Origin of the sequence: Coleofasciculus sp., from assembly GCF_046539235.1 — a bacterium.
Taxonomy (GTDB): Bacteria; Cyanobacteriota; Cyanobacteriia; order Cyanobacteriales; family Coleofasciculaceae; genus Coleofasciculus.
The window spans coordinates 1-24799 of sequence record NZ_JBKHHI010000046.1 but is presented as its reverse complement, the minus strand read 5'-3'; the positions used below and the strand labels follow the sequence as shown (position 1 = coordinate 24799).

Genomic DNA, 24799 nt, shown 5'->3' with positions numbered 1-24799 from the left:
GGTTGCTGGAAACCCTCCATAATCGCTTGATTGCTCAAAACCTCCTGCTCTTCCCTATTTACCTGTTGCACGAAACAGCGCAGGATAGCTTCACCAACCATACGGCTAACACTCAAATCTTGGTTATCGCGTTCTGTACAGTAAGTTGTGTGAATGCAGGCGGGACAACCATCATGTCCTTGAGGCGATTTGCACATCATTCGTTCTTCTTCCCCTTGTTCTTGTTGTTGAACTTGAACTTGACGCTCTGCCTCAGCTTCCTCTACAACTCTAACAATAAGTTCATTGTCTTCTGGTAAACACCAACGTTGAGCAAGTTCAGCGCGTAATTGTTCAACCGATGTCCAGGTGGGATTTTCCGCTAAATCTATCGGGCAAAGAATAGAACCTAAAAGTTCCTGATAAACGGCTACAGGGTTAGTCCGCAAAGTATTTTCAAAGACTTCTGAAACCCCTGCACCACCTTCGTAGCGCTCCCAAACCACGACTTCTGGAGGATTATCTGGAGTAGCCTCACTATAGGAGTATTCAAGTTCTTGCTCATTAACACCACTGATAGCCGCGATCGCTCTATGTAGGAGGTGAGAGGCTGTATGTAATACTAGCTCCTCGTTTAATTCCTTATGGGTTCCGTCAATAAAAACGCTTTCTACTTGTTGACGCAAATTATTATCCGGTAATATCTGTTCTACAACACTAGCTAAATTCCAGGTAATTCCTTTGGTAGGAATGCCGTATTGAATCGGTGTGTCATATAGCGAGTCAAAACTGTATGGGTGAACATTAGCGATGTATCTGTAATAACGAACTTCAGCATCCCAAAATACTCGTCGAGCTTCGACGGAAGAGCCGCTGACAATAGTACTACCTCTCATTTGATCGATAATACTCAAGCTTCGTGTAATTGGGCGTGGTTCAACTAAAGCTTCATAAGTTCGTTCAACTATAGGTTGAGCATAAAGCTTGACTCGTTGTAATTCTTCATGGCAATTACAACGATTGTGCCGGATATTATGGATCGCGTAGCACCGAGGACAAAACGCCACGATTTGCTGACCTTGGGAATCACTTTCTAGAAATTTAACATGAATTTTTTTGGGAAATTGTATTCCGCCTCGTGTTACGCCTTCAGAACGCAGACGAATAGTCACAGTTTCTCGATCATCACTCACCCAATCAGGTCTATGTTCAAGGCTGAGTACAGTTAAATAGGAAATATTAGGATTAGGCTGTGAGTCAGGATTAGGGCGATAGCGATATACTGTTTTATAGGGTATAAAGGTTGTTGATAATTCAGTTAGGTTTTCTTGATATAAATCAAAATTAGATCTTGAACCCAATAGATACCGAGCTTCTATGATGATAGGTTTGACAGTCTGAAAATAGGCATCGGGTATGTAATAGCTGTACTCCTCGATTTGAGACTGATGTCCTTCTGGCGTATCTGATTCATTTAGCCCTAGATGTAAATAAAACATGGCTTGAAGCGCAATCTTCAAAACATCGGGAGCCGTATTTAGAATCCTGGGTTCACATAGTCTCTCTAGGGTACGAAAGAAGTCATACAAACATTCAACGTGACGTAATTCAATTTGCCAAGCCTGTTGTCGGCTTAGAGACAGCCAAGTGTCTCTAACTGTTCTTTGAATTCCAGTAATTTGTTCAAGAAGTTCTTGATTTGCCTCGTCAGTGTAATATAACTGACCTAACTCTATGTCAAGTCTGCCTAATTGTCGGCGTACATCATCAGCACTCACACCTTGGTGAGACAGAAAACTATTGACAGCATTAATAACTTCCTGCACAATGTTATGTAATTCCTGTGGAGATTCTTCCTGAATTTGCTCTAGTAATTGTTCTAAGCTTAAATAATTCCCCAATAATTCCTTCTCTCTTTGAATCCAATCTTGAAGAATACGTCTTACATGACCTTGATCTTGAGCAGAACGGGGAGAACTGTTAAGTTCGGCTAACTGTCGATCATAATAGTGTCGAATGATATGGCATTGATGCAAAGTTTCCCAGACCCAACGCCAGGTTCCCCATAGAAAAAATTAGCCGCGAAACGCTGTGGCTCTGAAACTGTAGCACTAGAAGCAATTTTGGCTAGACGCTGACCATTCTGCCATTCTTCTAGCCGATTAATCAGGTTATGAATATGAACGCCATAGATTGAATAGTATAAATGGACTTCATCAAAAACAACACCTGTTAGCTGTCGTAGATAATTTTCAAAGTTCGGTTTTGGATTGAGATAAAGGCGATCTAAAGATTCGGCAGTCGTGACTAAAATATGAGGACGAGTTTTAGCATGATCATTTTTTGCAATAGAGACACGAAACTCAGAACCATTTCCACAGGTCGGGTTATTGCAATAAAGTATAGTAACGCCACTGGGTACATTTCTCGAATGGTAACGGCGACTCCTGCGATCTCTATCAGCTTTAAGTTGACCTTGGTTACAAATAGGACACCGATCTACAATCTTAAATGTACCATCCTCCTCAAAGACATTTCGATTATCCAAAGTTTCTGAAGCATTAGCACAAATACCGTTAAATTGGAAACCAATAATAATTCCCTGCTCAATAGTTTGACTACTCAATAGAGACAGTTGTCCCGTTGTCAAAAATTCTTGCTCCGCACGGTGAACATAACGGAAAATGCGAGCCAACTGATCTTTGAGTAGAGCAACTCGTGGATAAAGGGTAATAAAGCGCTGAGGAGACTCAGGATTTTGACGGATTGATTGAGCGATCGCATAAATGAGGGGCATTAAGAAGACTTCTGTTTTGCCGCTTCCTGTCGGAGCAACGACAACTATCCCCTCGCGGTTATGAATCGTATTCAATACCCTTTGCCAGCCTTCTACCTGAAATCTGGAAAAGTGGGTAAATGAGTCAGGAGTTAATCTAACAATGTTACCAATGTCGTTACCTGTAGCTTGAATTGTAGCTCTCTCTACATTTCGCGTGGGACGCTGTTTCTCAACAACGGCGGCTCGAATACGCCCCACTACTGGATTTGCGCTTCCATCTGTATCAAAGCGTTGACGTAGATTCTGTAATAGTCGTGCTGCTTCTATAGCTTTAGGAAGCTGAATCCCATCACCTAGATCAGTGAACTCATCTGTGATACCGTTAAGCTGTAGTAGGTGGAGAATATCTTGATCGCAGTCTGCCCAAATCTCATCTGGATGGGGAACAGCATTTGCCGCATTCAACCTCGCGAAGAGACTCTCAAGCAGAAGACGAAGATCACGATAAGACATAGATCACTCAGGTGTGAAGTCTAGATTTGATTATTCCCCACTATCCAAGATAGCGCTCACCCATTCCACTAACTCAGCTATATTTTCCCGGCGGAAAAACTCCGTCAGTCTGCGAGTCTTGGGCTTAACCGGAAGTACCTGCAAACAGGAAACCTTTTTAGCTGCCTGCTCTAATACAGTACGATAGGCACTACTGGTAACATAACCGATATAAGCATCGTATTTGCTGTACCGTTCCAAGAACGTCACTAGACGATTGGTCACCAAGGTAATCTGCTCCCTATTGAAACGCTCTAAGCGAAAGTCATAACCTAGAATCGCGTCTTCCAGCTCGTATTCTTCGGGGACAATACCATAGAGTCCAGAAAGTGTCACTTTTTGAATCAGTTTCGTCTTCTCACCCAAACCTTGTTCAAGGCGTTCAGCAATCAAACGATGGGAACGGGATTTAGAATAGGGCTTGCCACCTGAACAAGGGATAATCAGTAACACCCGCTTGTCTTGAGGCGGCTGATAACCATTTTTCAGAATATCGAAGTCATCTGGCGTGTAGTTCAGAGACACAATCCGTTCATCTCGTTTAGGTTTAGACTTTTGAGGCATCGAGACTAGGGTGCGGGATAACCTGACGCGCAAACTCTCATCTTCTTGCGCGATCGCATCCAAAACAGGTCGCAGTTGAGAAAACTTCTCTGTGTGTTCGATGAGATAATCTTGCAAGGTATCGGCTTCTATCGCTTCCCTCGTTTGTTTGACAATTCGTAAATCCATCTCCAAATTGTGCAAGGCAATATATCCATAATATTCACTTTTGTAGCGACCACTGGGCTGAGGACGACCGCGAATTTCCGATGTCAATGCTTCTTGTATTTCCTCAAGATTTATCATCTCAGCTATGAGCTGCTGACACACCGGGCAATCACAAATTAACTGTTCCATCTCTAGTACAGGCAAGAAACGCCCAGTTCTAGGATCAATGTAGCTCAGACTTCGAGTTTCTTGAACATAAGTACTAGAGTCGAAGCTATCCACTCCCAGATAAGCGAGAATGGGTACAATATTGCCCGTTACCCCAAAAACGTGGATCGGAATTTCATGGCGCCGTTTTTTCGGAATACTTTCGATGCAACCTAAGAGAAGATTAACAATTGCTGAATATTTATGACCTCCTCGCAGAGGCACTAATGACCCGACAGCTAAACCGAATGGGTAATCTTTCAATTCTGGAGATTCAAATCTCTGAAAAACCCGTTGAACATACCTGCCCATACTATCTCGGTCTTGACCGTGAGCTGCAACATAAAGAAAGGGTTGATAATCTACATTATCCCGTAGATACAAGGCAGCATTTACCGCATTATTGATACTTTTATGCATGCGTTCCTCCGCCTCGATCCGCGCTAATCCCGGCGGTAAAGGGTAGTCTAGTGTGGCAACAATATCTCCCCCTAAATCCTTCTGTAAGTCCAGAATCACCTGGAATCCCTTTTGATCGTCGATTGATAAACCATACGCGGATAGATTTACACTCTTATTCCAAAGCAGCTTAAAACCACCCGAATCTAGAAATAGAGGAGCTGTATAGTTGGGGGAGGGCGAAACCTCCTGGTTGTAACGTTGTTTTATCCCACGCTTTCTCCATTTTTCTAATTCATGGGGTCGATCGCGAATGAAGTCCAAAAAATGAAGAACTTGAGACATCATGGGCAGGTCACGGCGCATCAGACCATAAGATTGGTTTTCTTGGAGTACATACTTCCACAAACCTCCCCCCTTCGCTGTTGTACCTGTCATTAGACTGACTACCGGAAACAGATGTGGCGTAGAGATTTTCCTGTCTATTTGTGAAAGATGTAATTTGCCTATACGACCATGCTTGAATTCCTTTGATGAAAACATATATAAATCAAGAATTATTGATAAGAATAAATCTTACAGCAAAATCTGAAAATATGCTGATTGCATTTGATTTAAATATAAAAATATTATTGTCACATCCAACAGAATTGTTTATCCATAGTTTGGGGCAAGAGTTAAGCTAAATTCCCTCCAAGTATTCTGCTGTTATCTTCTGGCACTCTAAAACCCTCGTTTCTCGCCTCTGGCTAGGATACTCGTAGCCGAGCATTATGGTAGGGACACGACATGTTCCCTACAGATAGTGAGTGGTTTAACGGTAAAGCCTGCGTAAATCCCGGTTGCTTAAGTTGACACGGATGACCGACATGCGCTCTGTGCGCTCTGAATTATTTGTTTGATGGATGTCCTACTCCTAGGCTGGCTGAAACTCTTCACACAGAAGATAACGTTCTAGGTACGCAGAGGATTATGGGCAAACCCTGAAATTTTGAATTATTCTGGTTGGATAAGATAGCTGCTACAAGCCGATCGCCTCTACACACCCCCATTGGTAAGGCTTTCCAGGCTGGCTGACTCAGATTCATAAAATTGTCGCCAATTTCCTAGACAAAGCTAGGGAATTATTCTATACTGAGCAATTGTGACCAAATTGCCAGTTGCACGATCGCGACTTACTCGATCGCAACTTAGGTCAACAGAAGCTGTGGTCTTGGATTTATCCAGTCAAACCACCAAGTTGAGGTATGCTAGTTCTACAGTAGAACTAGAGTGAACTCAGATCAAAAAGCCAAATAGCTCTTGTAGTGGCAGCTTCTGACCTTTGGCACTTGCACTGCGCCTCGTGGGGATACTAAGGAGATAACACCTTAAGTCCCAGCGTTCCAAGGCGACGCGGTTAGTCAGGACTAACCAAAATTTCCACAACTAACCAGGCAAGAATTAACCTCAATCGAGGAAATCCCTGTCGATTAGTCAGGAAGATAACCTGCTGAGGTAGAGCGGATTCACTTGTGAATCAACGCCAAATTTGCCTCGCTGTACCGTCTAGAAAGGAGAAGCCAGTGTCTGTCGGTATCCTCGGCACGAAACTCGGCATGACCCAAGTCTTTGACGAGGAAGGACGCGCCCTTCCTGTCACAGTCGTTCAAGCGGGTCCTTGTCGGGTGACTCAAATCAAAACCAAGCAAACGGATGGCTACAGTGCTGTGCAACTGGGCTATCACGAAGTTAAAGACAAGGCAATCAATAAGCCAGAAAAGGGGCATTTAGCCAAATCTGAGGCTCCCCCTTTACGTCACCTGCGCGAATATCGCCTAGATAACACCGACGAATTCCAACTCGGTCAAGTTATTAATGCGGAGATATTTAGTGCGGGTCAACTGGTCGATATCTCTGGAAATACCATTGGTCGCGGCTTTGCTGGCTATCAAAAACGCCATAACTTTAAGCGCGGACCTATGGCGCATGGTTCAAAAAACCACCGCTTACCCGGTTCCACTGGTGCTGGAACAACGCCCGGTCGTACCTTCCCAGGGAAGAAAATGGCGGGTCGTTATGGTGGTAAACGTCAGACCATTCGCAAACTACAGGTGGTGCGCGTAGACACAGAGCGAAACCTACTGATTATTAAAGGGGCAGTTCCCGGTAAGCCAGGAGCTCTTTTAAATATTGCACCCACGAATAAAGTCGGGCGATAGTCATACATTGTTGATTGTTGATTGTTCATTATTCATTGTTTATGCCCACCGATGAATCATGAACAACCAGAATAAAGACTAAGGACTAAAAACTATGGTCGATTGTATAGTGCGAAACTGGCAAGGGGAAGAAGTGGGACAGGCAACCCTAGAGCTGAAAGTCGCCAAAGAAAATAGTGCGTCTCACATTGTTCATCGAGCATTAGTTCGACAAATGACCAATGCTCGTCAAGGAACCGCATCCACGAAAACCCGCGCCGAAGTTAGAGGGGGCGGACGTAAACCGTGGCGGCAAAAAGGCACCGGTCGCGCCCGGGCTGGCTCAAACCGCTCACCCTTGTGGCGAGGTGGGGGCATCATCTTTGGTCCCCAGCCTAGAGACTATAACCTGAAAATGAACCGCAAAGAGCGGCGATTGGCACTGCGAACAGCATTGCAGGGTCGAGCTGAGGATATGATTGTCGTCGAAGAATTTGCCGAGCAACTGCCCCGTCCTAAAACCAAAGACTTGATGGACGCGATCGCACGTTGGGGAATTGATCCCAATCAAAAAGTCCTGTTGATTCTACCACACCCCGCACAGCAGGTTTATTTGTCAGCGCGTAATGTGCCAAGCCTCAAGCTAATCTATGCTGACAGCTTAAATGTCTACGATGTATTAAACGCTGACAAAATTGTCACCACCAATACAGCCCTTGCCAAAATTCAGGAGGTTTACAGTGACTAAATCTACTAACCCCGGCGACTTGGCAGACATGGTGCTTTGCCCAATTGTGACAGAAAAAGCCACATTGCTATTAGAAGATAACAAATACGTCTTTGATGTTGTTCCCAAAGCCACTAAACCTGAAATCAAAGCGGCAATAGAAAGCCTTTTTGATGTCAAAGTTACGGGTGTAAATACCTTAATGCCACCTCGCCGAAAGCGTCGCGTCGGCAGATTTATCGGGTACAAGCCCCAGTATAAACGGGCAATTGTCACCTTAGCGCCTGAAGACTCAATTACCCTGTTCCCAGAGGTATAAAACAGTTTTGACCCTTCGCTTGGTTCAAGGAATTTGGTTTTATGGATGTAGGGGCGGGTTTCACAACTATCGTTTTTGACCCAACCCCGATGTAACTAAACCCGCCCCGACCGAGTTGGAAATAACAAATGACAAATAAAGGATAGTTTTATGGGAACTCGTAGTTATAGACCCTATACACCTAGTACCCGTCAGGTTACGATCTCAGACTTTGCCGAAATTACTCGCGATGAACCAGAAAAATCGCTAACGAAATCTAATCACCGTCCCAAGGGTCGCAATAATCGGGGGGTGATTACCAGTCGGCGTCGGGGAGGTGGACACAAGCGCCTCTACCGGATCATCGACTTTCACCGGAACAAGCACAATATTCCGGCTAAAGTAGCATCTATTGAATATGACCCTAACCGGAACGCCCGGATTGCCCTGCTTTACTATCAGGATGGCGAAAAACGCTATATTTTGCATCCGGCTGGTTTAGAAGTGGGCGCATCTGTGATTTCTGGACCCGATGCTCCGATTGAGGTGGGTAATGCTTTACCTCTGAGCAATATCCCTCTAGGAACCAGCGTGCATAACGTAGAACTGATACCCGGAAAAGGCGGTCAAATCGTCCGGGCGGCTGGGGTGAGTGCCCAAGTCGTTGCCAAAGAAGGAAAGTATGTCACGCTGAAGCTACCCTCGACGGAAGTTCGCATGGTGCAGCGGAATTGCTACGCCACGATTGGACAGGTGGGGAATAGTGATGCTCGTAACCTCAGTTTAGGCAAAGCAGGTCGTAGCCGTCGCTTGGGACGCCGTCCTCAAGTCAGAGGAAGCGTGATGAACCCGGTTGATCACCCCCATGGTGGTGGTGAAGGCAGAGCGCCTATTGGTCGCTCAGGTCCAGTCACACCATGGGGTAAACCTACTTTGGGTGCTAAAACTCGGAAGCCGAAAAAACAAAGCACAGCTTTAGTTGTCCGCCGTCGGCGCAAATCCTCGAAGCGAAAACGGGGTGGGCGTCAAGCTTAACGCTTGCATCCAATCACTGACCATTTACCATATTGAGATTATGGGTCGTTCGTTAAAAAAAGGTCCATTTATTGCCGACAGTCTTCTAAGTAAGATTGAAGCCTTGAATACTAAAGGCGAAAAGCAGGTGATTAAAACCTGGTCACGCGCCTCAACCATTCTGCCGCAAATGGTGGGTCATACCATCGCTGTTCATAATGGCAGAACCCATGTGCCGATTTTTATCAATGAGCAGATGGTGGGGCATAAACTGGGCGAATTTGCCCCAACTCGTACCTTTCGCGGTCATTCTAAAAGCGATCGCCGGGCGCGTTAATCGACGCGGAGTTGGCAGCTTTTATCTCGCTCTTGCCCATTAGATGATCAGAAAAACTATGGCGACGATAGATACGACAGTAGAAACCAAAGCGATCGCACGTTACATTCGCATGTCCCCCTTTAAAGTCAGGCGGGTTCTTGATCAGATTCGCGGACGTTCCTACCGCGAAGCCCTGATTATTCTGGAATTTATGCCGTACCGGGCGTGCGAACCCGTGCTGAAAGTCCTACGATCCGCCGTGGCGAATGCCGAACATAATGCGGGTTTAGATCCAACAAACTTGGTGATTAGCCATGCTTCGGCTGATATGGGACCCAGCTTTAGGCGCTATCGCCCCAGAGCCCAAGGTCGAGCTTATCAGATTCGCAAGCCAACTTGTCATATAACGGTGGCGGTTTCACCCCAAGTTGAGGACTAGTTAATCGTCATCAATGATCACGATTGACAACGGACAAACAAAAAGTAAAGGAAGGATTCGTGGGACAAAAAATTCATCCAATTGGTTTTCGCTTAGGTATCACTCAAGAGCATCGCTCCCGTTGGTTTGCTGATACCAAGCGTTACCCAGAAGTCCTGCAAGAGGACTACATCATCCGACAATATGTCGAAAAAAACCTGAGTAACGCCGGAATTTCGATGATCCGGATCGAACGCAAAGCCGATCAAATTGATTTAGAAGTTCATACAGCCCGACCCGGTGTCGTGGTTGGTCGGGGCGGTAGTGGCATTGAATCCTTGCGTACAGGTCTACAAGACCTTTTGGGGAGCAATCGTCAAATTCGCATCAATGTCATTGAAGTCGCTCGGGTGGATGCCGATGCGGAGCTAATTGCGGAGTATATTGCCCAACAGCTCGAACGCCGCGTGTCCTTCCGCCGAGTTGTTCGTCAAGCGATTCAACGGGCGCAGCGGGCAGATGTCCAAGGCATCAAAGTGCAAGTGAGTGGTCGCCTGAATGGGGCGGAAATTGCGCGAACGGAGTGGACTCGTGAAGGTCGAGTTCCCCTGCATACCCTGCGGGCGGATATTGATTATTCCTACCGTACCGCTAGCACTACCTATGGGATTCTCGGCGTGAAAGTTTGGATCTTCAAAGGCGAAATCATTCCGTCTACCGAAGATGTCGCCCCGCCGCCCACCGCTCAACCCCGTCGCCGTCAACAACGGCGTCGCCAGCAATTTGAAGATCGTTCCAATGAATAGTCTTTTGTCTTTTGTCCTGAAGCAGGTGACAACAGGCAAAGGAGAAACAATCACGACTAACTGATAACGGACAAAAATCACTATGTTAAGTCCTAAACGTACAAAATTCCGCAAACAGCATCGCGGGCGGATGAGAGGTCAAGCTACTCGCGGCAACTCCCTCAATTTTGGGGACTTTGGCTTGCAAGCGACTGAACCGTCCTGGATTACGGCGCGTCAAATTGAAGCCGGTCGTCGAGCCATGACTCGCTATATTCGCCGGGGCGGAAAAATCTGGATTCGCGTGTTTCCAGATAAACCTGTGACCATGCGTCCGGCGGAAACTCGTATGGGTTCCGGGAAAGGGTCACCTGAATATTGGGTAGCTGTGGTTAAACCCGGTCGAGTTCTCTATGAAATCGCTGGTGTTCCCGAACCCCTTGCCCGCGAAGCCATGCGTCTAGCGGCTAACAAATTTCCCATTAAAACAAAGTTCATTACTCGTGAAGGGGAATAAGTATTTATGCCTTTGCCCAAAATAGACGACGCCAGAACCTTAAGCGATCAAGAGTTAGCCGATGGAATTTTAGCTGCCAAGCGTGAGCTATTTGAACTGCGGTTGCAACAAGCCACCCGCCGTTTGGAAAAACCCCATCAGTTTAAGCATCTCAAACATCGCATTTCTCAGATGATGACTGTCGCGCGAGAACGGCAATTGGCAGCAGTGTCTGAACAGACAACCCCACAAACGGTGAGTGATTCAGTCGATGCAGCGACAACGGCTACAGCCGCGACTCAACCCCCTCAAACTGAGGTAGAAGAGTCGGTTCAAGCCGATGAGCAAGAGTCAGTGAGTGAACCCGAGGCGACTGAAGTCACCCCTGAATCCTCACCATCTGAGGCAAAAGAAGAGGAGTAAACCGCGATGGCAGTTAAAGAACGAGTTGGTTTGGTTGTGAGCAACAAAATGGATAAAACCGTGGTTGTTGCTGTCGAAAATCGATCGCCCCACCCGAAGTACGGCAAAATCGTTGTCAAGACCAAGCGATACAAGGCACACGATGAAGAAAATCGCTGCCAAGAAGGCGATCGCGTCCGTATTCAAGAAACCCGACCTCTCAGTCGCACGAAACGCTGGCAGGTTAAGGATATTCTCAATAGTGCCTCAATTTAATTAAGGCCTATTGACCCTTCGCCACCCTCGAAGGAACTGGGTTTTGGGTTTTAAATGGTCACGAATCGGTAAGAAACGATCGTGAAATCCACTCCGACTTGCCTCACAACTCATAACTCTGAATCAAGAGTACAAATCAGATGATTCAACAACAAACCTATTTAAATGTGGCTGACAATAGCGGTGCGCGTAAAGTAATGTGCATTCGCGTCGTCGGTTCTGGAAATCGACGTTACGGTAGTGTGGGTGACGTGATTATTGCTGTGGTTAAGGATGCGATTCCTAACATGGCAATTAAAAAGTCCGATGTGGTTCGGGCTGTTATTGTCCGCACTCGTAAAGGATTGCGTCGGGAAAGCGGCATGAGTATTCGTTTTGACGATAATGCGGCTGTGATTATTAACCCGGAAGGCAATCCTAGAGGAACTCGCGTATTTGGTCCAGTAGCGCGAGAACTACGGGAAAGAAATTACACGAAAATTGTGTCCTTAGCGCCGGAGGTACTCTGATGGCTAAAAAGACAGAAAATGCGCCACCGCGTTACAAAATGCACGTCAAAAAAGGCGACACGGTGCAAGTGATTAGTGGTCACGATAAAGGTAAGGTCGGAGAAATTCTGCAAACCTTACCGAAAGACAGTAAGGTTGTCGTCAAAGGCGTGAATGTTAAAACCAAACACGTTAAGCCTCAGCAAGAAGGGGAAACCGGTCAAATTGCTACCATTGAATCCCCGATTCACAGTTCCAATGTCATGCTGTATTCGGAAAAGCAAAAAGTGGCAAGTCGTATCTGTTACACCTTGACTGAAGAGGGACGCAAGGTACGAATGCTGAAGAAAACGGGTGAAATTATTGACTAATCTTTTCGTCAAGTCCTTTGGAGTTATCAAAAAAAACAAAGGACGAATGACAAATGACAAAGGACAAATTACCCTGACCAAGCCCAGGGAAAAAGGATAACCACCATGTCTGACCGATTGAAAACACACTATCAAGACACAATTGTTCCCAAACTTAAAGAACAGTTTGGGTATACAAACATCCATCAAGTCCCGCGTGTGACCAAAATCACCGTCAACCGGGGATTAGGAGAAGCATCTCAAAATGCTAAAGCCCTGGAATCCTCATTGAGTGAACTGGCGATAATTACCGGTCAAAAACCGGTGGTCACCCGTGCCAAAAAAGCGATCGCGGGATTTAAAATCCGTGAAGGAATGCCCGTGGGGGTCATGGTGACCCTGCGTTCAAAACGGATGTACTCGTTCTTGGATCGCCTAATTAGCTTAGCCCTGCCGCGAATTCGTGACTTTCGCGGGATCAGCCCTCGCAGTTTCGACGGTCGCGGTAACTACACCTTAGGCATCCGAGAACAACTGATTTTCCCGGAAATAGACTACGACAGTATCGATCAAATTCGTGGCATGGATATCTCAATTATTACCACGGCAAACACCGATGAAGAGGGTCGCGCTTTACTCAAAGAGATGGGAATGCCTTTCCGGGAGAAATAAGCCTGTAAGAATAGGAAGGAACTAATGGCGGCAAACGATACAATTGCAGATATGCTGACCCGCATTCGGAATGCGTGCTTGGTGCGGCATCAAACAACAAATGTCCCAGCCACAAAAATGACCCGTGCAATTGCCCAAGTCTTGAGAGAGGAAGGTTTTATTGCCGAGTTTGAAGAAGCTGGGGAAGGCATCAAAAAATACTTAGTGATTTCTTTGAAATACAAAGGAAAAACTCGTCAACCCATTATCCGAGCGCTGAAACGAGTGAGTAAACCCGGTCTCAGAGTTTACAAAAATCGCAAGGAATTACCGCGAGTTTTGGGTGGTATTGGTATTGCGATTATTTCCACGTCAAGTGGGATCATGACTGACCGGGAAGCCCGACGACAAGGAATCGGTGGTGAAGTGCTGTGTTACATCTGGTAGCACGGATCAAATCAGCACTTGAGATCTTTTGAATTCTTTTGCCGGGATAAGGAGTATAAAATCATGTCGCGTATTGGCAAACGCCCAATAACAATTCCCAATAAAGTGACCGTGACCATTGAAGGTCAACAGGTTACCGTCAAAGGACCCAAAGGAGAACTGCAACGAGTTCTACCGAAACAAGTCACCATTGAACAAGAAGGAGAAACCATCCAAGTGCGGCGGCGGGATGAATCCAAACTTGCCCGTCAGCGCCACGGATTGTCTCGTACCCTGGTTGCCAACATGGTTGAAGGGGTGTCCAAAGGCTTTGAGAGACGTCTAGCCATCCAAGGGGTCGGTTATCGCGCCCAGGTGCAAGGACGTAACTTAATTCTGAATGTCGGATACAGTCAACCCGTGGAAATTGTCCCTCCTGAAGACGTGCAGCTAGCAGTTGAAGGGAATACTAACGTGATTGTTAGCGGGATCAACAAAGAAATTGTTGGCAACACAGCGGCGAAAATTCGCGCAGTGCGTCCCCCTGAAGTTTATAAAGGGAAAGGCATTCGCTATGTCGGTGAAATGATTAGACGTAAAGCTGGTAAAGCAGGTAAGAAGTAACCTTCAACTACCCCACTGTAAAGACGGCTGGGGATTGCCGGAACCACTTCCGGTGAGGCAACTAACTGTTGAATAGCCCGTTGAGACGGCATTAGTTACGGACGTACAGATGCTTCTCTAGTCTGTACCACTCTAGGCTCTAGTGGTCAGAGCGTTGGGTAAAGCCAAGACACGCTAATGCAGTTGGGCGAAGAGACTAAAACATTTATGGGTTATACCAAATGTCAAACACACGAGTACCAGTAGTAGATCCCCAAGGAAAACCATGAAACTTACTCGTAAAGAATCAGTCCGCCGTAGACATCGGCGCGTGCGCCGGACAGTCCAAGGTAGTGCTGAACGTCCAAGATTAGCGGTCTTTCGCTCAAATCAGCACATTTATGTGCAGGTTATTGATGATCATCAGCAACATACCCTAGTGGCGGCTTCCACTCTAGAACCTGGACTAAAGTCAGAGGTAAAATCAGGCGCCACCTGTGACGCCTCGGTTAAAGTGGGTCAGTTAATTGCCCAGCGAGCGTTGGAAAAAGGCATATCTCAGGTTGTTTTTGACCGGGGAGGAAACCTTTACCATGGTCGCGTGAAAGCTTTGGCAGAAGCGGCGCGTGAAGCTGGGTTAGACTTCTAGAAGTTAAGTAAAGCAAAATTTAAATTATGGCAAATCGTCGTAAAGGTAACCGCGCCAAAGAAAAAGACAGCACCTGGCAAGAACGGGTTATTCAAATCCGTCGAGTTAGCAAGGTGGTCAAAGGCGGTAAAAAATTAAGTTTCCGTGCAATCGTTGTGGTTGGCAATGAGCGCGGTCAGGTAGGCGTTGGTGTGGGCAAAGCCAGTGATGTGATTGGCGCTGTTCGCAAAGGGGTTGTCGATGCCAAAAAGCAAGTCATCGACGTTCCGTTAACCAAGTCGAATTCCATTCCTCACCCCTCTAATGGAGCGGCGGTTGGTGCCAAGGTTATGGTACGACCCGCTGCACCCGGTACAGGGGTAATTGCCGGCGGCGCTGTGCGGACAGTGTTGGAATTGGCAGGGGTTCGTAATATTTTAGCCAAGCAATTGGGTTCTAATAATCCCTTGAATAATGCCAGAGCTGCCGTTAATGCTCTAGATGCTCTGCGGACTTTTGCTGAAGTGGCTCAAGAACGCGGGGTTGAGGTTGAGAAGCTCTATGTCTAAAGGTAGAGTGTTGAGTTTTGAGTATTAAATGTAGAGACGTGCCATGGCACGTCTGAGTTTTGAGTTTCACGATCTAAATTATGAGAATCCATACTGTAGCACCCCAAGCAGGTGCAAAGAAACGTCGTCGTCGTGTTGGTCGCGGGATTAGCGCGGGTCAAGGTGCTAGCTGTGGCTTTGGCATGCGGGGTCAAAAATCGCGATCGGGTCGGGGTACAAGACCGGGGTTTGAAGGGGGTCAGATGCCTTTGTACCGCCGCTTACCTAAGCTAAAACACTTTACGGTGATTAATCCCAAACATTACACTACGATAAATGTAGGTAAGTTGGCATCACTCCCTGCCAATACAGAGGTGACATTACCGTCACTGATGGAAGCGGGTATCGTCACCACTAACGACGGACCGCTGAAAATTCTGGGCGACGGGGAGTTGAATGTATCACTAAACGTTAAAGCTGCTGCCTTCACGACTGGCGCTCGCCAAAAAATTGAGGCGGCGGGCGGGAGTTGTGAAGTGATTGAGGCGTAACTTTTTAGCGTTGGCGGGTAATGGTGCTGCTAATAGTTTGAGAAACGTAGAGATACAGTTAGGTCTTGATCTAACCAAGGTCTGTAGGGCGTTTTTGACCGCGCCATCCAGGTTATTGATCTGGAACTCTAATCAGATCTGAAGGGACGCAATTTTAATGGGTTCCGAAGTATCCGATTAGAATCCCTGTTTATTTATACCAGGGAGAGGTCAACACTGTGTCATCTAGAGGTACCCCTTTATGGTCGTCAGTCGAGACAAAGCTCCAACGGCTCAAGAAACATTTATGCAGATGGCACAAGCTGCCGGTCTTAGAGGTCGGTTGCTTTTGACCATCGGTTTGTTGATCCTAGCCCGGTTTGGTGTATTTTTACCTGTACCGGGAATTGATCGGGAACAACTTTCCACAGCTATCCAAAGTGGAAACGTTCCCATCGTTGGCATTTTAGATTTTTTCTCTGGGGGAGGATTCTCGGCTTTGGGAATTTTTGCCCTAGGAATTTTGCCCTATATTAATGCGTCGATTATCTTACAGTTGCTGACGGCAGCTATCCCCACTCTGGAAAATTTACAGAAGAATGAAGGGGAAGCCGGACGCCGGAAAATTTCTCAAATTACCCGGTATGTTGCCTTGGGTTGGGCGATATTACAAAGTGTAGGTTTGGCAATCTTTGCTAGCCAGTTTGCCACAAATCCGGGAACTATTTTCTTTGTGGAAACCGTGCTAGCCATCACGGCTGGCTCAATGTTTGTCATGTGGCTTTCGGAAGTGATTACCGAACGCGGGATTGGTAACGGAGCATCTTTGTTGATTTTTGTCAATATTGTGGCAGTTCTGCCCCGGACATTGGGTCAAACGATTGAATTGGCACAGACGGGGGGGCGAGAAATGGCAGGTAAGGTGGTCATTTTGCTCCTGGTTTTCCTGGTGATGATTGTGGGGATTGTTTTTGTTCAGGAGGGAACACGCCGGATTCCGATTATTTCGGCAAGACGACAAGTTGGACGTCGCCTCTATCGAGAACGGACGAGTTATCTGCCGCTACGACTGAACCAAGGTGGGGTAATGCCGATTATCTTTGCCTCAGCGGTTTTGATTCTGCCTACCTCCCTGGCTGGCTTTGCTCGTGGTGGCACAGGTGAAGGCTTTTTAGGTTCGCTCATGCAAGGGTTCAATCAGGTGGCACTGTATATCAGCCCGAATGGTCCGACGCCGTGGCTGTATGTACTGGTTTATCTGGTGTTAATTCTCTTTTTCAGCTACTTCTATGCGTCGTTGATCGTGAATCCGGTTGATATGTCGCAGAATTTGAAGAAAATGGGAGCGAGTATTCCGGGAATTCGTCCAGGTAAAGCCACAAGCGACTATATTGAGCGAGTGCTGAATCGGTTGACGTTTTTGGGTGCCATTTTCCTGGGACTGGTGGCGGTTGTGCCAACGGCTGTCGAAAGTGCGACGGGAGTGACCACGTTTAGAGGGCTAGGCGCTACCTCGTTACTGATTTTGGTCGGTGTGGCAATTGACACGGCGAAACAAGTTCAAACGTATGTGATTTCACAGCGTTACGAGGGTATGGTTAAGCAGTAAAATTGCGGCTATGTCATTGATTACTTGTCCTTTGTTCAGTGTTGATGAACCCTAAATCTGTAGGTTTTCTCTAGAGGTGAGAGCTGGATTTGATCCGCGTTGTAGAAAAGACATCAAATTGACAGAGGACAAATGACAAATGACAAAGGACGAATGACAAATAACCAATGACACGATTAGTTTTTTTAGGACCACCAGGGGCAGGAAAAGGAACACAAGCTCAGCATATCGCTCAGCTTTATCAGATTCCTCACATATCTACTGGGGATATTCTACGGAGTGCGATCGCCGCATCTACACCACTGGGACAAAAGGCGCAGTCCTCTATGGAACGAGGGGAGTTGGTGCCGGATGAATTGATTCTGGATATGATTCGCGATCGCCTTAAACAACCTGATACTCAAGCGGGTTGGATTCTGGATGGGTTTCCGCGCAATGTGAGTCAAGCGGCTTTTCTAGAGAATCTGCTTCAGGAGCTCGATCAGCGCTGCGATTATGCCATTTATTTGGATGTCCCCGATGAATCAATCCTGAAACGGTTACTCTCACGGGGACGCCAAGATGATAATGAGCAGACGATTCGGCGACGCTTGGACGTCTACCGACAACAGACGGCACCGGTGATTGAGTTTTACCGCGATCACTCAATCTTACGCGAGATTGATGGGGATAGACCAATGGAGGCGGTTACGGACTCTCTGCAGCAGGTGATGTCGAGTTAAGTCATCAATGCCCAAACCGGAAAACCAACGCCGTCTCACTTTTGAGGGATGTTCTCCTCTGGGGTAAGTCGTTACTATTTCTAAGGCTTCCCTTCATTGGGACAGGCTCTTTGTGGGAGGATTTTGATAACATAAGTTAACACTCCCTGGACAAATCTCTATCTGTGTGGAGGGGAATTAGTGAGCAATTGTATTGAGGAACGACAAAATTGGCTAAACAAGACTTAATTGAAATGGAAGGGACGGTAACCGAATCCTTGCCGAACGCCATGTTTCGGGTTGATTTGGATAATGGCTTCAACGTCCTTGCCCATATTTCTGGCAAAATTCGCCGTAACTACATCAAAATCTTACCGGGCGATCGCGTCAAAGTTGAACTGACCCCTTATGACTTGAGCAAGGGGCGAATCACCTACCGACTTCGCAAAAAATAAAAATCGGTAGGGTTGATTTCGAGATTTATTTGACGCGGGAACCAAAAAATGATATGATAATGTGCTTGCGTTGTAACTAAAAAAACCATGAAGGTTAGAGCATCAGTCCGCAAAATGTGCGAAAAATGTCGCGTTATTCGACGCCGAGGTCGAGTAATGGTTATTTGTCCAAACCCCAAGCACAAACAACGTCAGGGGTAATCCACCAGACTCTATAAGACTCATTTGTAGCACAAAAGCAGTAAAAGGGAGAAAAATACCGTGGCAAGAATTGCCAGTGTAGACCTACCTCGCGATAAACGAATAGAAATTGGTCTAACCTACATCTACGGAATTGGTCTATCTCGCTCCAAAGAAATTCTGGCAAAAACGGGCGTGAATCCGGATATCCGCGTCAAGGATTTAAGCGATGCTGACGTAGCCAGCCTGCGATCGGTGGTCGAGGGCGACTATCAGGTTGAGGGTGACTTAAGGCGCTGGGAAGCCATGAATATCAAACGCCTTGTTGATATTGGCACCTATCGCGGGCGTCGTCATCGCCAAGGGTTACCTGTGCGCGGTCAACGAACCCGCACCAATGCCCGTACCCGCCGAGGCAGACGTATTGCCGTTGCCGGGAAGAAAAAAGCACCAGCGAAGAAGTAACAATCTTATTCAGTTCACACCCATCACTAAGATAGCCAACTAAAGCGATATGCCGCGACCAACTAAAAAAACTGGTACAAAAAAGCAGAAACGAAACGTTCCCAATGGAATGGCATTCATCCAGTCCACCTTCAACAATACCATCGTCACCATTTCTGACACGCGAGGTGATGTTGTTTCCTGGGCATCAGCGGGATCAAGTGGATTTAAGGGAGCTAAGAAAGGCACCCCCTTTGCCGCTCAAACCGCTGCCGATAACGCCGCCCGTCGAGCAACAGACCAAGGAATGCGTCAAATTGAGGTAATGGTTAGTGGTCCTGGTGCAGGTCGAGAAACGGCTATTCGCGCCCTACAAGGGGCAGGACTAGAAATTACCCTAATTCGGGATGTCACGCCAATTCCTCATAATGGTTGCCGTCCCCCGAAACGACGCCGCGTCTAGGATCGGGAAATTGGGAACGGGAATTGGGGAGGTTAAACCCAGAGTTTGATTGAAAACCTGTAAATCGGTTTAACCAGTATCCGTCTCGACTCGACAACAAAATCAAGTGTCAGCATCAAGCGAATTATGCCAACCACCAATACTTTGCTTAGTGCCACTTGTCCCAAATGGTGGGTTAGGCGCAACAACAAGTCAAAAGTACTCGCAAGCGTGCTTTTGATGGGTTCCTATGAATTAAAGGAGGGAGGTCACTCCGTGGCGCAGTTTCAGATTGAGTGCGTAGAATCCAAAACACTAAAGAATCAAAGTCAATATAGCAAATTTGTCCTAGAACCTCTCGATCGTGGTCAAGGTACAACAGTTGGCAACGCCCTGAGAAGGGTTCTCCTGTCTAACCTAGAAGGTACAGCAATTACTGCAGTCCGAATTGCTGGAGTCAATCATGAGTTTGCCACCATTGCGGGAATCAGAGAGGATGTCCTAGAAATTCTCCTGAATATGAAGGAAGTCGTCCTCAAAAGTTATACGCCCGGACCCCATATTGGTCGAGTCATGATCACTGGACCATCAACCGTGCGATCGGCTCAGTTTGACCTACCGTCGGACGTAGAATTTGTTGATCCGGGTCAGTATATCGCGACCCTAGCCGACGGTGCCAAACTGGAAATGGAGTTTCGCATCGAAAGAGGCAAAGGATATCGCTCTGTAGAACGGGGGCGTGATGAAGCATCTTCAGTCGATTTCCTGCAACTTGACGCCGTATTCATGCCGGTCACCAAGGTGAACTACAGCGTCGAGGATACCCGTGTTGACGGTTCTCTGGAAAAAGACCGTTTAATTTTAGATGTTTGGACAAATGGCAGCGTGTCACCCCAGGAAGCACTGAGTCAAGCCGCTAACATTCTGGTGGATTTATTCAATCCCCTGAAAGATATCGAGCTGAAGCCAGAGCCTGTGGGTCGTCCGGAAGATGAAGATCCAACCAGCCAAATTCCGATTGAAGAACTGCAACTGTCGGTGCGGGCGTATAACTGCCTCAAGCGAGCGCAAATTAACTCCGTTGCCGATCTCTTAGATTATAGCCAGGAGGATCTGCTGGAAATCAAGAACTTTGGTCAAAAGTCTGCCGAAGAAGTCATCGATGCCTTGCAAAAACGCTTGGGGATTACATTACCCCACGAAAAATCGGCTAAACCAACTTAAGGATTGAGACTAAATGGCTAATCGTCAACTCGATTAGCCATTCGATTGAAAAAGTTTTCGTTGTTGTGGGATTGTAGAGGAATAAAAGAAAATGCGTCATCGTCGTCGCGTACCCAAACTGGGAAAACCAGCCGACCAGCGTCGAGCGCTGCTCAGAAGCCTAGCTACGGAGTTGATTCGTCATGGTCGGGTCACCACCACCAAAACGCGGGCAAAAGCTGTGCGTTCCCAAGTAGAAAAAATGATTACCTTGGCAAAAGATGGCTCCCTAGCGTCTCGCCGTCAAGCCTTGGGCTATCTGTACGACAAGCAGTTAGTTCATGCTCTGTTTGAAGGGGCGAGCGATCGCTATGGCAATCGTAACGGTGGGTATACTCGCGTACTCAGAACCCTGCGCCGTCGTGGGGATAATGCGGAAATGGCAATCATCGAGCTGGTGTGAACTCAAGTCATGTCCGAGTGCGAGGTTAAGCCAACTCAACGCATCGCCCTGGTGATTCAATACCTGGGTACAAATTTCTCTGGTTGGCAACGACAGCCTCACCATCGCACAGTACAAGCGGACATTGAGCAAGTTCTGTCCACCGTCGAAGGAAAACCTGTAACCTTACACGGGGCGGGGCGTACTGACACAGGGGTTCATGCCGCTGCCCAAGTCGCCCATTTTAATAGCAGCCGTCCGATTCCGGGGGAGCGGTGGATGCCGATGCTCAATAGCCGACTACCAGAGGATATCCTGATTCGGGCATCAGCCCCCGTACCCGCCAATTGGCATGCTCGCTTTTCGGCGATTTGGCGTCGGTATCGGTACAGTATCTATACAGACGCTTGTCCTAACTTGTTTGTGCGATCGTTTTGTTGGCATTACTATCAGGCTCCCTTAGATGAACATCGGATTCAGGAGGCGCTTAATCCGCTACGGGGCAAACACCACCTGGCGGCGTTCCATCGCGCCAACTCTGGACGGAAGCATTCCTGGGTCACGGTTCAGGACACCCACTGTTACCGGAATGGCTCATTTATTCATATTGAAATTCAGGCGGATGGATTTTTATACGGCATGGTGCGGCTACTCGTCGGCATGCTGGTGGAGGTAGGGCGGGGCAACCTTGATCCCTACGAGTTTACTCAACTGTGGGTGAATCAACAACGAGAGCGGATCAAATATTCAGCGCCAGCAAAGGGTCTGTGTTTGTTACGAGTGGGTTACCCTAACTCGCCGTTTCCGCCAAAAACGTGGTTTGATACTCAGCCGACGTTTATGCTGCCGACCGAGACGCCCCTCAATTGTGTTTAGGTTAACTGTTTACCGTTTGAAGTAATCAAAAAAAACTCATGCAAAAAACTTACCTGCCAACTCAGGATTCTTTAGAACAAAATTGGTACGTTATCGATGCCGAAGGTCAACGTCTGGGACGATTGGCAACTGAAATTGCCATGATTCTTAGAGGGAAAAATAAACCGACCTATTCCCCGCATATGGATACAGGGGACTTCGTTATCGTGGTCAATGCTGAGAAAGTAGTCGTCACCGGCAAAAAAAGCAGTCAGAAGCTCTATCGCCGCCATTCCGGTCGTCCGGGTGGGATGAAGACGGAAACCTTTGCCCATTTACAAGCCCGCCTACCAGAACGGATTATTGAAAAGGCGGTGAAAGGGATGCTGCCCAAAAATTCCCTCGGTCGTAAACTTTTTACTAAGCTGAAAGTTTACGCGGGTGCAGCTCATCCCCATGACGCTCAAAAACCTCAAACCTTAACCATTGACACCATTCCAGGAGAACAAGACTAATGCAAGCAACAGAACCGATGGAAAATCGCGCTGTTTACTGGGGAACGGGTCGCCGTAAATCCTCAGTTGCCCGGGTGCGCCTAGTTCCAGGGACGGGTCAACTGACTGTTAACGGGCGTCCCGGCGATGTCTACTTTAATCTGAATCCAGCCTATTTAATGGTGACCAAATCACCATTGGAAACTTTGGGTCTAGAAAATGATTATGACATTCTAGTCAATGCTCACGGTGGTGGGTTGACGGGACAATCCGATGCGATTCGCTTAGGTGTGGCGCGGGCGCTTTGTGAACTTGACCCGGAAAATCGCTCTCCGTTGAAGATTGAAGGGTATTTAACGCGCGATCCCCGTGCCAAAGAACGGAAGAAATATGGCTTACATAAAGCCCGCAAAGCTCCCCAATACTCGAAGCGTTAGAATTGGGAGAAGAGAAGACGAATCATCAGGGGTGATTTCGCCCCAAACGACACAAACGACAGAACGAAGAAACGCTTGCTCACAGAGGAGAGTAACCATGCCAAAACCTGATATTCATCCCCAGTGGTATCCAGACGCCAAAGTCTATTGCAACGGAGAAGTTGTGATGACGGTTGGTTCAACCCAGCCCGAAATTCATGTTGATGTGTGGTCGGGAAATCATCCCTTCTACACCGGAACCCAGAAAATTATTGACACGGAAGGTCGTGTGGAGCGCTTTATGCGGAAATACGGCATGTTAGAAGGGAATGCCTCGGAGCAGCAATCGTCTAAAGAGAAATAGCGAGGTAGCTTGAAGTGTGTTCGACGGTAGCGGAGCCTAACTCTTAATAGTTAGACTTCGCTCTTCAATGCTTTTTTAGGCTATTTTAATGGAGCGATCGCGTTAACCATGGCGGAAACTTACCTACTTGATAAATTACAATCGGTTGAACAAACCTTTCACGAATTAACGCGCCGTTTGGCTGACCCGGATATTGCCACTGATCCGGTGGAAGTGCATCGGGTGGCAAAAGCGCGTTCTTCCTTAGAGGAAGTGGTTAGCACCTACGAACTCTGGAAAACAGCCCAGGAGGAACTAACTGGCGCTCGCCAAATCCTCAAGGAAGCCAATGGGGATGGTGAAATGTACGACATGGCAGCCCTGGAAGTTGAGGAACTGCAAACCAAGCTGGAGGAGTTGGAAACGCGCCTAAAAATCTTACTCTTGCCTCGTGATCCTAATGATGATAAGAACATCATGTTGGAAATCCGAGCCGGAACTGGGGGCGACGAAGCCAGTATTTGGGCGGGGGATTTAGTCCGAATGTACTCCCGCTATGCCGAAACTCAGAACTGGCGGGTGAAGCTATTGAGTGAGTCCCCGGCTGACATGGGCGGGTTTAAAGAGGCGATTCTGGAAATTCAAGGGGAACAGGTTTACAGCAAGCTGAAGTTTGAAGCAGGTGTGCATCGGGTGCAACGTGTCCCGGTGACGGAAGCAGGAGGACGAGTTCATACCTCAACCGCGACTGTGGCGGTAATGCCAGAAGTGGATGATGTGGAAATTGAGGTTGATCCGAAGGATTTAGAAGTTTCCACAGCCCGTTCGGGTGGCGCTGGTGGACAGAATGTGAACAAGGTGGAAACGGCGGTTGATCTGTTCCACAAGCCGACTGGGATTCGGATCTTCTGTACGGAGGAGCGTTCTCAACTGCAAAACCGAGAGCGGGCGTTGCAAATTCTCCGCGCTAAACTGTATGAAATGAAGCTGCGGGAGCAACAGGAAGCGGTTACCTCAATGCGGCGATCGCAGGTGGGGACAGGTTCGCGATCGGAGAAGATTCGCACCTATAACTATAAGGACAATCGGGTGACGGATCATCGCTTGGGTCAAAACTATTCTCTGAATAATTTGCTTGAAGGGGATTTGGAGTCGGTGATTCAGTCTTGCATTACCCAAGATCAACAGGAACGTTTGGAAGAGTTGGCAACGTCGGACGAACAAGGGGAATCGCTTTTGGCTTAATTGGTATTGGTCATTTGTCCTTTGTCCTTTGTCCTTTGTTTGTGTCATACTCGCTCTTCTTCAAGCAAGCTACGTCATTTGCCATTTGGCTTAAATCTAAACGACAAGAGGGCGGGTTTTGTTGTTGATTTATTGGTGAAGAGGACGGGTTTTGTTGTTGATTTATTGGTGAAGAGGGCGGGTTTTGTTGTTCCGTTATCGGTG

Annotated in this window: 34 protein-coding genes; 31 read left to right on the top strand and 3 right to left on the bottom strand. The window is 47.3% G+C overall.

Going from position 1 to position 24799, the window contains the following annotated elements:
- The 3 genes from ACLFWI_RS06605 to ACLFWI_RS06595 form a co-directional block, all read right to left on the bottom strand.
- Positions 1 to 2015, bottom strand: a 2015-nt coding sequence (locus tag ACLFWI_RS06605) for a DUF1998 domain-containing protein (RefSeq protein WP_446412261.1), incomplete at its 3' end; no start/stop codon positions are given.
- Positions 1970 to 3271 carry a DEAD/DEAH box helicase gene (locus ACLFWI_RS06600; protein WP_446412260.1) on the bottom strand — a complete coding sequence of 434 codons (1302 nt, stop codon included), beginning with the start codon at positions 3269 to 3271 and terminating at the stop codon, positions 1970 to 1972. The genes ACLFWI_RS06605 and ACLFWI_RS06600, both read right to left, overlap by 46 nt.
- A 30-nt stretch (positions 3272 to 3301) precedes the next feature.
- Positions 3302 to 5170 (bottom strand): tRNA-guanine transglycosylase, encoded by a 1869-nt coding sequence (locus ACLFWI_RS06595; protein WP_446412259.1) that lies wholly within the window; start codon positions 5168 to 5170, stop codon positions 3302 to 3304.
- A 1022-nt stretch (positions 5171 to 6192) separates the two neighbouring features.
- Between ACLFWI_RS06595 and rplC the strand changes: the two genes are divergently transcribed.
- The 31 genes from rplC (at position 6193) to prfA (ending at position 24595) form a co-directional block, all read left to right on the top strand.
- Positions 6193 to 6828 (top strand): 50S ribosomal protein L3, encoded by a 636-nt coding sequence (rplC, locus tag ACLFWI_RS06590; protein WP_446412263.1) that lies wholly within the window; start codon positions 6193 to 6195, stop codon positions 6826 to 6828.
- Positions 6829 to 6922: 94 nt separating this feature from the next.
- Positions 6923 to 7555, top strand: coding sequence for a 50S ribosomal protein L4 (rplD, locus tag ACLFWI_RS06585; RefSeq protein ID WP_446412258.1), 633 nt, complete (start codon positions 6923 to 6925; stop codon positions 7553 to 7555).
- Entirely contained in the window at positions 7548 to 7853 is a 306-nt protein-coding gene (locus ACLFWI_RS06580; protein WP_446412257.1) for a 50S ribosomal protein L23, read from the top strand. Before rplD ends, ACLFWI_RS06580 begins: the two co-directional genes overlap by 8 nt.
- A 150-nt stretch (positions 7854 to 8003) precedes the next feature.
- Complete coding sequence (rplB, locus tag ACLFWI_RS06575; RefSeq protein WP_446412256.1) at positions 8004 to 8867, top strand: 50S ribosomal protein L2; 864 nt, start codon at positions 8004 to 8006, stop codon at positions 8865 to 8867.
- 40 nt (positions 8868 to 8907) lie between these two features.
- Positions 8908 to 9183: a 30S ribosomal protein S19 gene (rpsS, locus tag ACLFWI_RS06570; protein ID WP_006100735.1), complete on the top strand. Its 276-nt coding sequence runs from the start codon at positions 8908 to 8910 to the stop codon at positions 9181 to 9183.
- A gap of 58 nt (positions 9184 to 9241) precedes the next feature.
- Positions 9242 to 9604: a 50S ribosomal protein L22 gene (gene rplV / locus ACLFWI_RS06565; RefSeq protein WP_006100589.1), complete on the top strand. Its 363-nt coding sequence runs from the start codon at positions 9242 to 9244 to the stop codon at positions 9602 to 9604.
- Positions 9605 to 9663: 59 nt separating this feature from the next.
- Positions 9664 to 10389 carry a 30S ribosomal protein S3 gene (rpsC, locus tag ACLFWI_RS06560; RefSeq protein ID WP_446412262.1) on the top strand — a complete coding sequence of 242 codons (726 nt, stop codon included), beginning with the start codon at positions 9664 to 9666 and terminating at the stop codon, positions 10387 to 10389.
- 82 nt (positions 10390 to 10471) lie between these two features.
- Complete coding sequence (gene rplP, locus ACLFWI_RS06555) at positions 10472 to 10885, top strand: 50S ribosomal protein L16 (RefSeq protein ID WP_446412255.1); 414 nt, start codon at positions 10472 to 10474, stop codon at positions 10883 to 10885.
- 6 nt (positions 10886 to 10891) lie between these two features.
- Positions 10892 to 11287 carry a 50S ribosomal protein L29 gene (gene rpmC, locus ACLFWI_RS06550; protein ID WP_446407558.1) on the top strand — a complete coding sequence of 132 codons (396 nt, stop codon included), beginning with the start codon at positions 10892 to 10894 and terminating at the stop codon, positions 11285 to 11287.
- A 6-nt stretch (positions 11288 to 11293) separates the two neighbouring features.
- The gene (gene rpsQ / locus ACLFWI_RS06545) at positions 11294 to 11542 is read left to right on the top strand and encodes a 30S ribosomal protein S17 (protein WP_446407559.1); all 249 of its coding nucleotides are present in this window, start codon (positions 11294 to 11296) and stop codon (positions 11540 to 11542) included.
- A 140-nt stretch (positions 11543 to 11682) separates the two neighbouring features.
- The gene (gene rplN, locus ACLFWI_RS06540) at positions 11683 to 12051 is read left to right on the top strand and encodes a 50S ribosomal protein L14 (protein WP_006100476.1); all 369 of its coding nucleotides are present in this window, start codon (positions 11683 to 11685) and stop codon (positions 12049 to 12051) included.
- Positions 12051 to 12401, top strand: coding sequence for a 50S ribosomal protein L24 (gene rplX, locus ACLFWI_RS06535; RefSeq protein ID WP_446412254.1), 351 nt, complete (start codon positions 12051 to 12053; stop codon positions 12399 to 12401). Before rplN ends, rplX begins: the two co-directional genes overlap by 1 nt.
- A gap of 105 nt (positions 12402 to 12506) precedes the next feature.
- Positions 12507 to 13052, top strand: coding sequence for a 50S ribosomal protein L5 (gene rplE, locus ACLFWI_RS06530; RefSeq protein ID WP_446407561.1), 546 nt, complete (start codon positions 12507 to 12509; stop codon positions 13050 to 13052).
- Positions 13053 to 13076: 24 nt separating this feature from the next.
- Positions 13077 to 13478, top strand: a complete 402-nt coding sequence (rpsH, locus tag ACLFWI_RS06525; RefSeq protein ID WP_006100562.1) for a 30S ribosomal protein S8 — start codon at positions 13077 to 13079, stop codon at positions 13476 to 13478.
- 63 nt (positions 13479 to 13541) lie between these two features.
- Positions 13542 to 14081 carry a 50S ribosomal protein L6 gene (gene rplF, locus ACLFWI_RS06520; protein WP_446412253.1) on the top strand — a complete coding sequence of 180 codons (540 nt, stop codon included), beginning with the start codon at positions 13542 to 13544 and terminating at the stop codon, positions 14079 to 14081.
- Between the two features lie 265 nt (positions 14082 to 14346).
- The gene (rplR, locus tag ACLFWI_RS06515) at positions 14347 to 14709 is read left to right on the top strand and encodes a 50S ribosomal protein L18 (RefSeq protein WP_044206597.1); all 363 of its coding nucleotides are present in this window, start codon (positions 14347 to 14349) and stop codon (positions 14707 to 14709) included.
- A 26-nt stretch (positions 14710 to 14735) separates the two neighbouring features.
- Positions 14736 to 15257 carry a 30S ribosomal protein S5 gene (gene rpsE, locus ACLFWI_RS06510; RefSeq protein WP_446412252.1) on the top strand — a complete coding sequence of 174 codons (522 nt, stop codon included), beginning with the start codon at positions 14736 to 14738 and terminating at the stop codon, positions 15255 to 15257.
- Between the two features lie 80 nt (positions 15258 to 15337).
- Positions 15338 to 15787: a 50S ribosomal protein L15 gene (rplO, locus tag ACLFWI_RS06505; RefSeq protein WP_446412251.1), complete on the top strand. Its 450-nt coding sequence runs from the start codon at positions 15338 to 15340 to the stop codon at positions 15785 to 15787.
- Between the two features lie 241 nt (positions 15788 to 16028).
- Positions 16029 to 17375 (top strand): preprotein translocase subunit SecY, encoded by a 1347-nt coding sequence (gene secY / locus ACLFWI_RS06500; RefSeq protein ID WP_446412250.1) that lies wholly within the window; start codon positions 16029 to 16031, stop codon positions 17373 to 17375.
- A 167-nt stretch (positions 17376 to 17542) separates the two neighbouring features.
- Complete coding sequence (locus ACLFWI_RS06495) at positions 17543 to 18097, top strand: adenylate kinase (RefSeq protein ID WP_446412249.1); 555 nt, start codon at positions 17543 to 17545, stop codon at positions 18095 to 18097.
- A gap of 209 nt (positions 18098 to 18306) precedes the next feature.
- Positions 18307 to 18531, top strand: a complete 225-nt coding sequence (gene infA / locus ACLFWI_RS06490; protein ID WP_006100613.1) for a translation initiation factor IF-1 — start codon at positions 18307 to 18309, stop codon at positions 18529 to 18531.
- 87 nt (positions 18532 to 18618) lie between these two features.
- Positions 18619 to 18732, top strand: coding sequence for a 50S ribosomal protein L36 (gene rpmJ, locus ACLFWI_RS06485; RefSeq protein WP_121968388.1), 114 nt, complete (start codon positions 18619 to 18621; stop codon positions 18730 to 18732).
- Between the two features lie 60 nt (positions 18733 to 18792).
- Complete coding sequence (gene rpsM, locus ACLFWI_RS06480; protein WP_446340174.1) at positions 18793 to 19176, top strand: 30S ribosomal protein S13; 384 nt, start codon at positions 18793 to 18795, stop codon at positions 19174 to 19176.
- Positions 19177 to 19225: 49 nt separating this feature from the next.
- Positions 19226 to 19618 carry a 30S ribosomal protein S11 gene (gene rpsK / locus ACLFWI_RS06475; RefSeq protein WP_446374109.1) on the top strand — a complete coding sequence of 131 codons (393 nt, stop codon included), beginning with the start codon at positions 19226 to 19228 and terminating at the stop codon, positions 19616 to 19618.
- A gap of 255 nt (positions 19619 to 19873) precedes the next feature.
- Complete coding sequence (locus ACLFWI_RS06470) at positions 19874 to 20821, top strand: DNA-directed RNA polymerase subunit alpha (protein WP_446412248.1); 948 nt, start codon at positions 19874 to 19876, stop codon at positions 20819 to 20821.
- 91 nt (positions 20822 to 20912) lie between these two features.
- Positions 20913 to 21263 (top strand): 50S ribosomal protein L17, encoded by a 351-nt coding sequence (gene rplQ / locus ACLFWI_RS06465; protein ID WP_446412247.1) that lies wholly within the window; start codon positions 20913 to 20915, stop codon positions 21261 to 21263.
- Between the two features lie 9 nt (positions 21264 to 21272).
- Complete coding sequence (gene truA, locus ACLFWI_RS06460) at positions 21273 to 22118, top strand: tRNA pseudouridine(38-40) synthase TruA (protein WP_446412246.1); 846 nt, start codon at positions 21273 to 21275, stop codon at positions 22116 to 22118.
- A 38-nt stretch (positions 22119 to 22156) separates the two neighbouring features.
- Entirely contained in the window at positions 22157 to 22612 is a 456-nt protein-coding gene (gene rplM, locus ACLFWI_RS06455) for a 50S ribosomal protein L13 (RefSeq protein ID WP_006100413.1), read from the top strand.
- Positions 22612 to 23028, top strand: coding sequence for a 30S ribosomal protein S9 (rpsI, locus tag ACLFWI_RS06450; protein WP_446412245.1), 417 nt, complete (start codon positions 22612 to 22614; stop codon positions 23026 to 23028). Before rplM ends, rpsI begins: the two co-directional genes overlap by 1 nt.
- 97 nt (positions 23029 to 23125) lie before the next feature.
- The gene (rpmE, locus tag ACLFWI_RS06445; RefSeq protein WP_006100490.1) at positions 23126 to 23371 is read left to right on the top strand and encodes a 50S ribosomal protein L31; all 246 of its coding nucleotides are present in this window, start codon (positions 23126 to 23128) and stop codon (positions 23369 to 23371) included.
- A gap of 108 nt (positions 23372 to 23479) precedes the next feature.
- Positions 23480 to 24595, top strand: coding sequence for a peptide chain release factor 1 (prfA, locus tag ACLFWI_RS06440; protein ID WP_446412244.1), 1116 nt, complete (start codon positions 23480 to 23482; stop codon positions 24593 to 24595).
- Positions 24596 to 24799 lie beyond the last annotated feature (204 nt).

Bases quoted from the DNA above. Each gene is read 5' to 3' on its own strand.
- rpsQ (WP_446407559.1), top strand. From the start codon at position 11,294: ATGGCAGTTAAAGAACGAGTTGGTTTGGTTGTGAGCAACAAAATGGAT.
- rplD (WP_446412258.1), top strand. From the start codon at position 6,923: ATGGTCGATTGTATAGTGCGAAACTGGCAAGGGGAAGAAGTGGGACAG.
- rplX (WP_446412254.1), top strand. From the start codon at position 12,051: ATGGCTAAAAAGACAGAAAATGCGCCACCGCGTTACAAAATGCACGTC.
- rplR (WP_044206597.1), top strand. From the start codon at position 14,347: ATGAAACTTACTCGTAAAGAATCAGTCCGCCGTAGACATCGGCGCGTG.
- truA (WP_446412246.1), top strand. From the start codon at position 21,273: ATGTCCGAGTGCGAGGTTAAGCCAACTCAACGCATCGCCCTGGTGATT.
- rplQ (WP_446412247.1), top strand. From the start codon at position 20,913: ATGCGTCATCGTCGTCGCGTACCCAAACTGGGAAAACCAGCCGACCAG.
- rpsE (WP_446412252.1), top strand. From the start codon at position 14,736: ATGGCAAATCGTCGTAAAGGTAACCGCGCCAAAGAAAAAGACAGCACC.
- rpsI (WP_446412245.1), top strand. From the start codon at position 22,612: ATGCAAGCAACAGAACCGATGGAAAATCGCGCTGTTTACTGGGGAACG.
- ACLFWI_RS06495 (WP_446412249.1), top strand. From the start codon at position 17,543: ATGACACGATTAGTTTTTTTAGGACCACCAGGGGCAGGAAAAGGAACA.
- rplB (WP_446412256.1), top strand. From the start codon at position 8,004: ATGGGAACTCGTAGTTATAGACCCTATACACCTAGTACCCGTCAGGTT.
- rpmJ (WP_121968388.1), top strand. From the start codon at position 18,619: ATGAAGGTTAGAGCATCAGTCCGCAAAATGTGCGAAAAATGTCGCGTT.
- secY (WP_446412250.1), top strand. From the start codon at position 16,029: ATGGTCGTCAGTCGAGACAAAGCTCCAACGGCTCAAGAAACATTTATG.
- rpsS (WP_006100735.1), top strand. From the start codon at position 8,908: ATGGGTCGTTCGTTAAAAAAAGGTCCATTTATTGCCGACAGTCTTCTA.
- ACLFWI_RS06595 (WP_446412259.1), bottom strand. From the start codon at position 5,170: ATGTTTTCATCAAAGGAATTCAAGCATGGTCGTATAGGCAAATTACAT.
- rplV (WP_006100589.1), top strand. From the start codon at position 9,242: ATGGCGACGATAGATACGACAGTAGAAACCAAAGCGATCGCACGTTAC.
- rpmC (WP_446407558.1), top strand. From the start codon at position 10,892: ATGCCTTTGCCCAAAATAGACGACGCCAGAACCTTAAGCGATCAAGAG.
- rplP (WP_446412255.1), top strand. From the start codon at position 10,472: ATGTTAAGTCCTAAACGTACAAAATTCCGCAAACAGCATCGCGGGCGG.
- rpmE (WP_006100490.1), top strand. From the start codon at position 23,126: ATGCCAAAACCTGATATTCATCCCCAGTGGTATCCAGACGCCAAAGTC.
- rplO (WP_446412251.1), top strand. From the start codon at position 15,338: ATGAGAATCCATACTGTAGCACCCCAAGCAGGTGCAAAGAAACGTCGT.
- prfA (WP_446412244.1), top strand. From the start codon at position 23,480: ATGGCGGAAACTTACCTACTTGATAAATTACAATCGGTTGAACAAACC.
- rplE (WP_446407561.1), top strand. From the start codon at position 12,507: ATGTCTGACCGATTGAAAACACACTATCAAGACACAATTGTTCCCAAA.
- rplN (WP_006100476.1), top strand. From the start codon at position 11,683: ATGATTCAACAACAAACCTATTTAAATGTGGCTGACAATAGCGGTGCG.
- rplF (WP_446412253.1), top strand. From the start codon at position 13,542: ATGTCGCGTATTGGCAAACGCCCAATAACAATTCCCAATAAAGTGACC.
- rplM (WP_006100413.1), top strand. From the start codon at position 22,157: ATGCAAAAAACTTACCTGCCAACTCAGGATTCTTTAGAACAAAATTGG.
- ACLFWI_RS06600 (WP_446412260.1), bottom strand. From the start codon at position 3,271: ATGTCTTATCGTGATCTTCGTCTTCTGCTTGAGAGTCTCTTCGCGAGG.
- rpsK (WP_446374109.1), top strand. From the start codon at position 19,226: ATGCCGCGACCAACTAAAAAAACTGGTACAAAAAAGCAGAAACGAAAC.
- rpsH (WP_006100562.1), top strand. From the start codon at position 13,077: ATGGCGGCAAACGATACAATTGCAGATATGCTGACCCGCATTCGGAAT.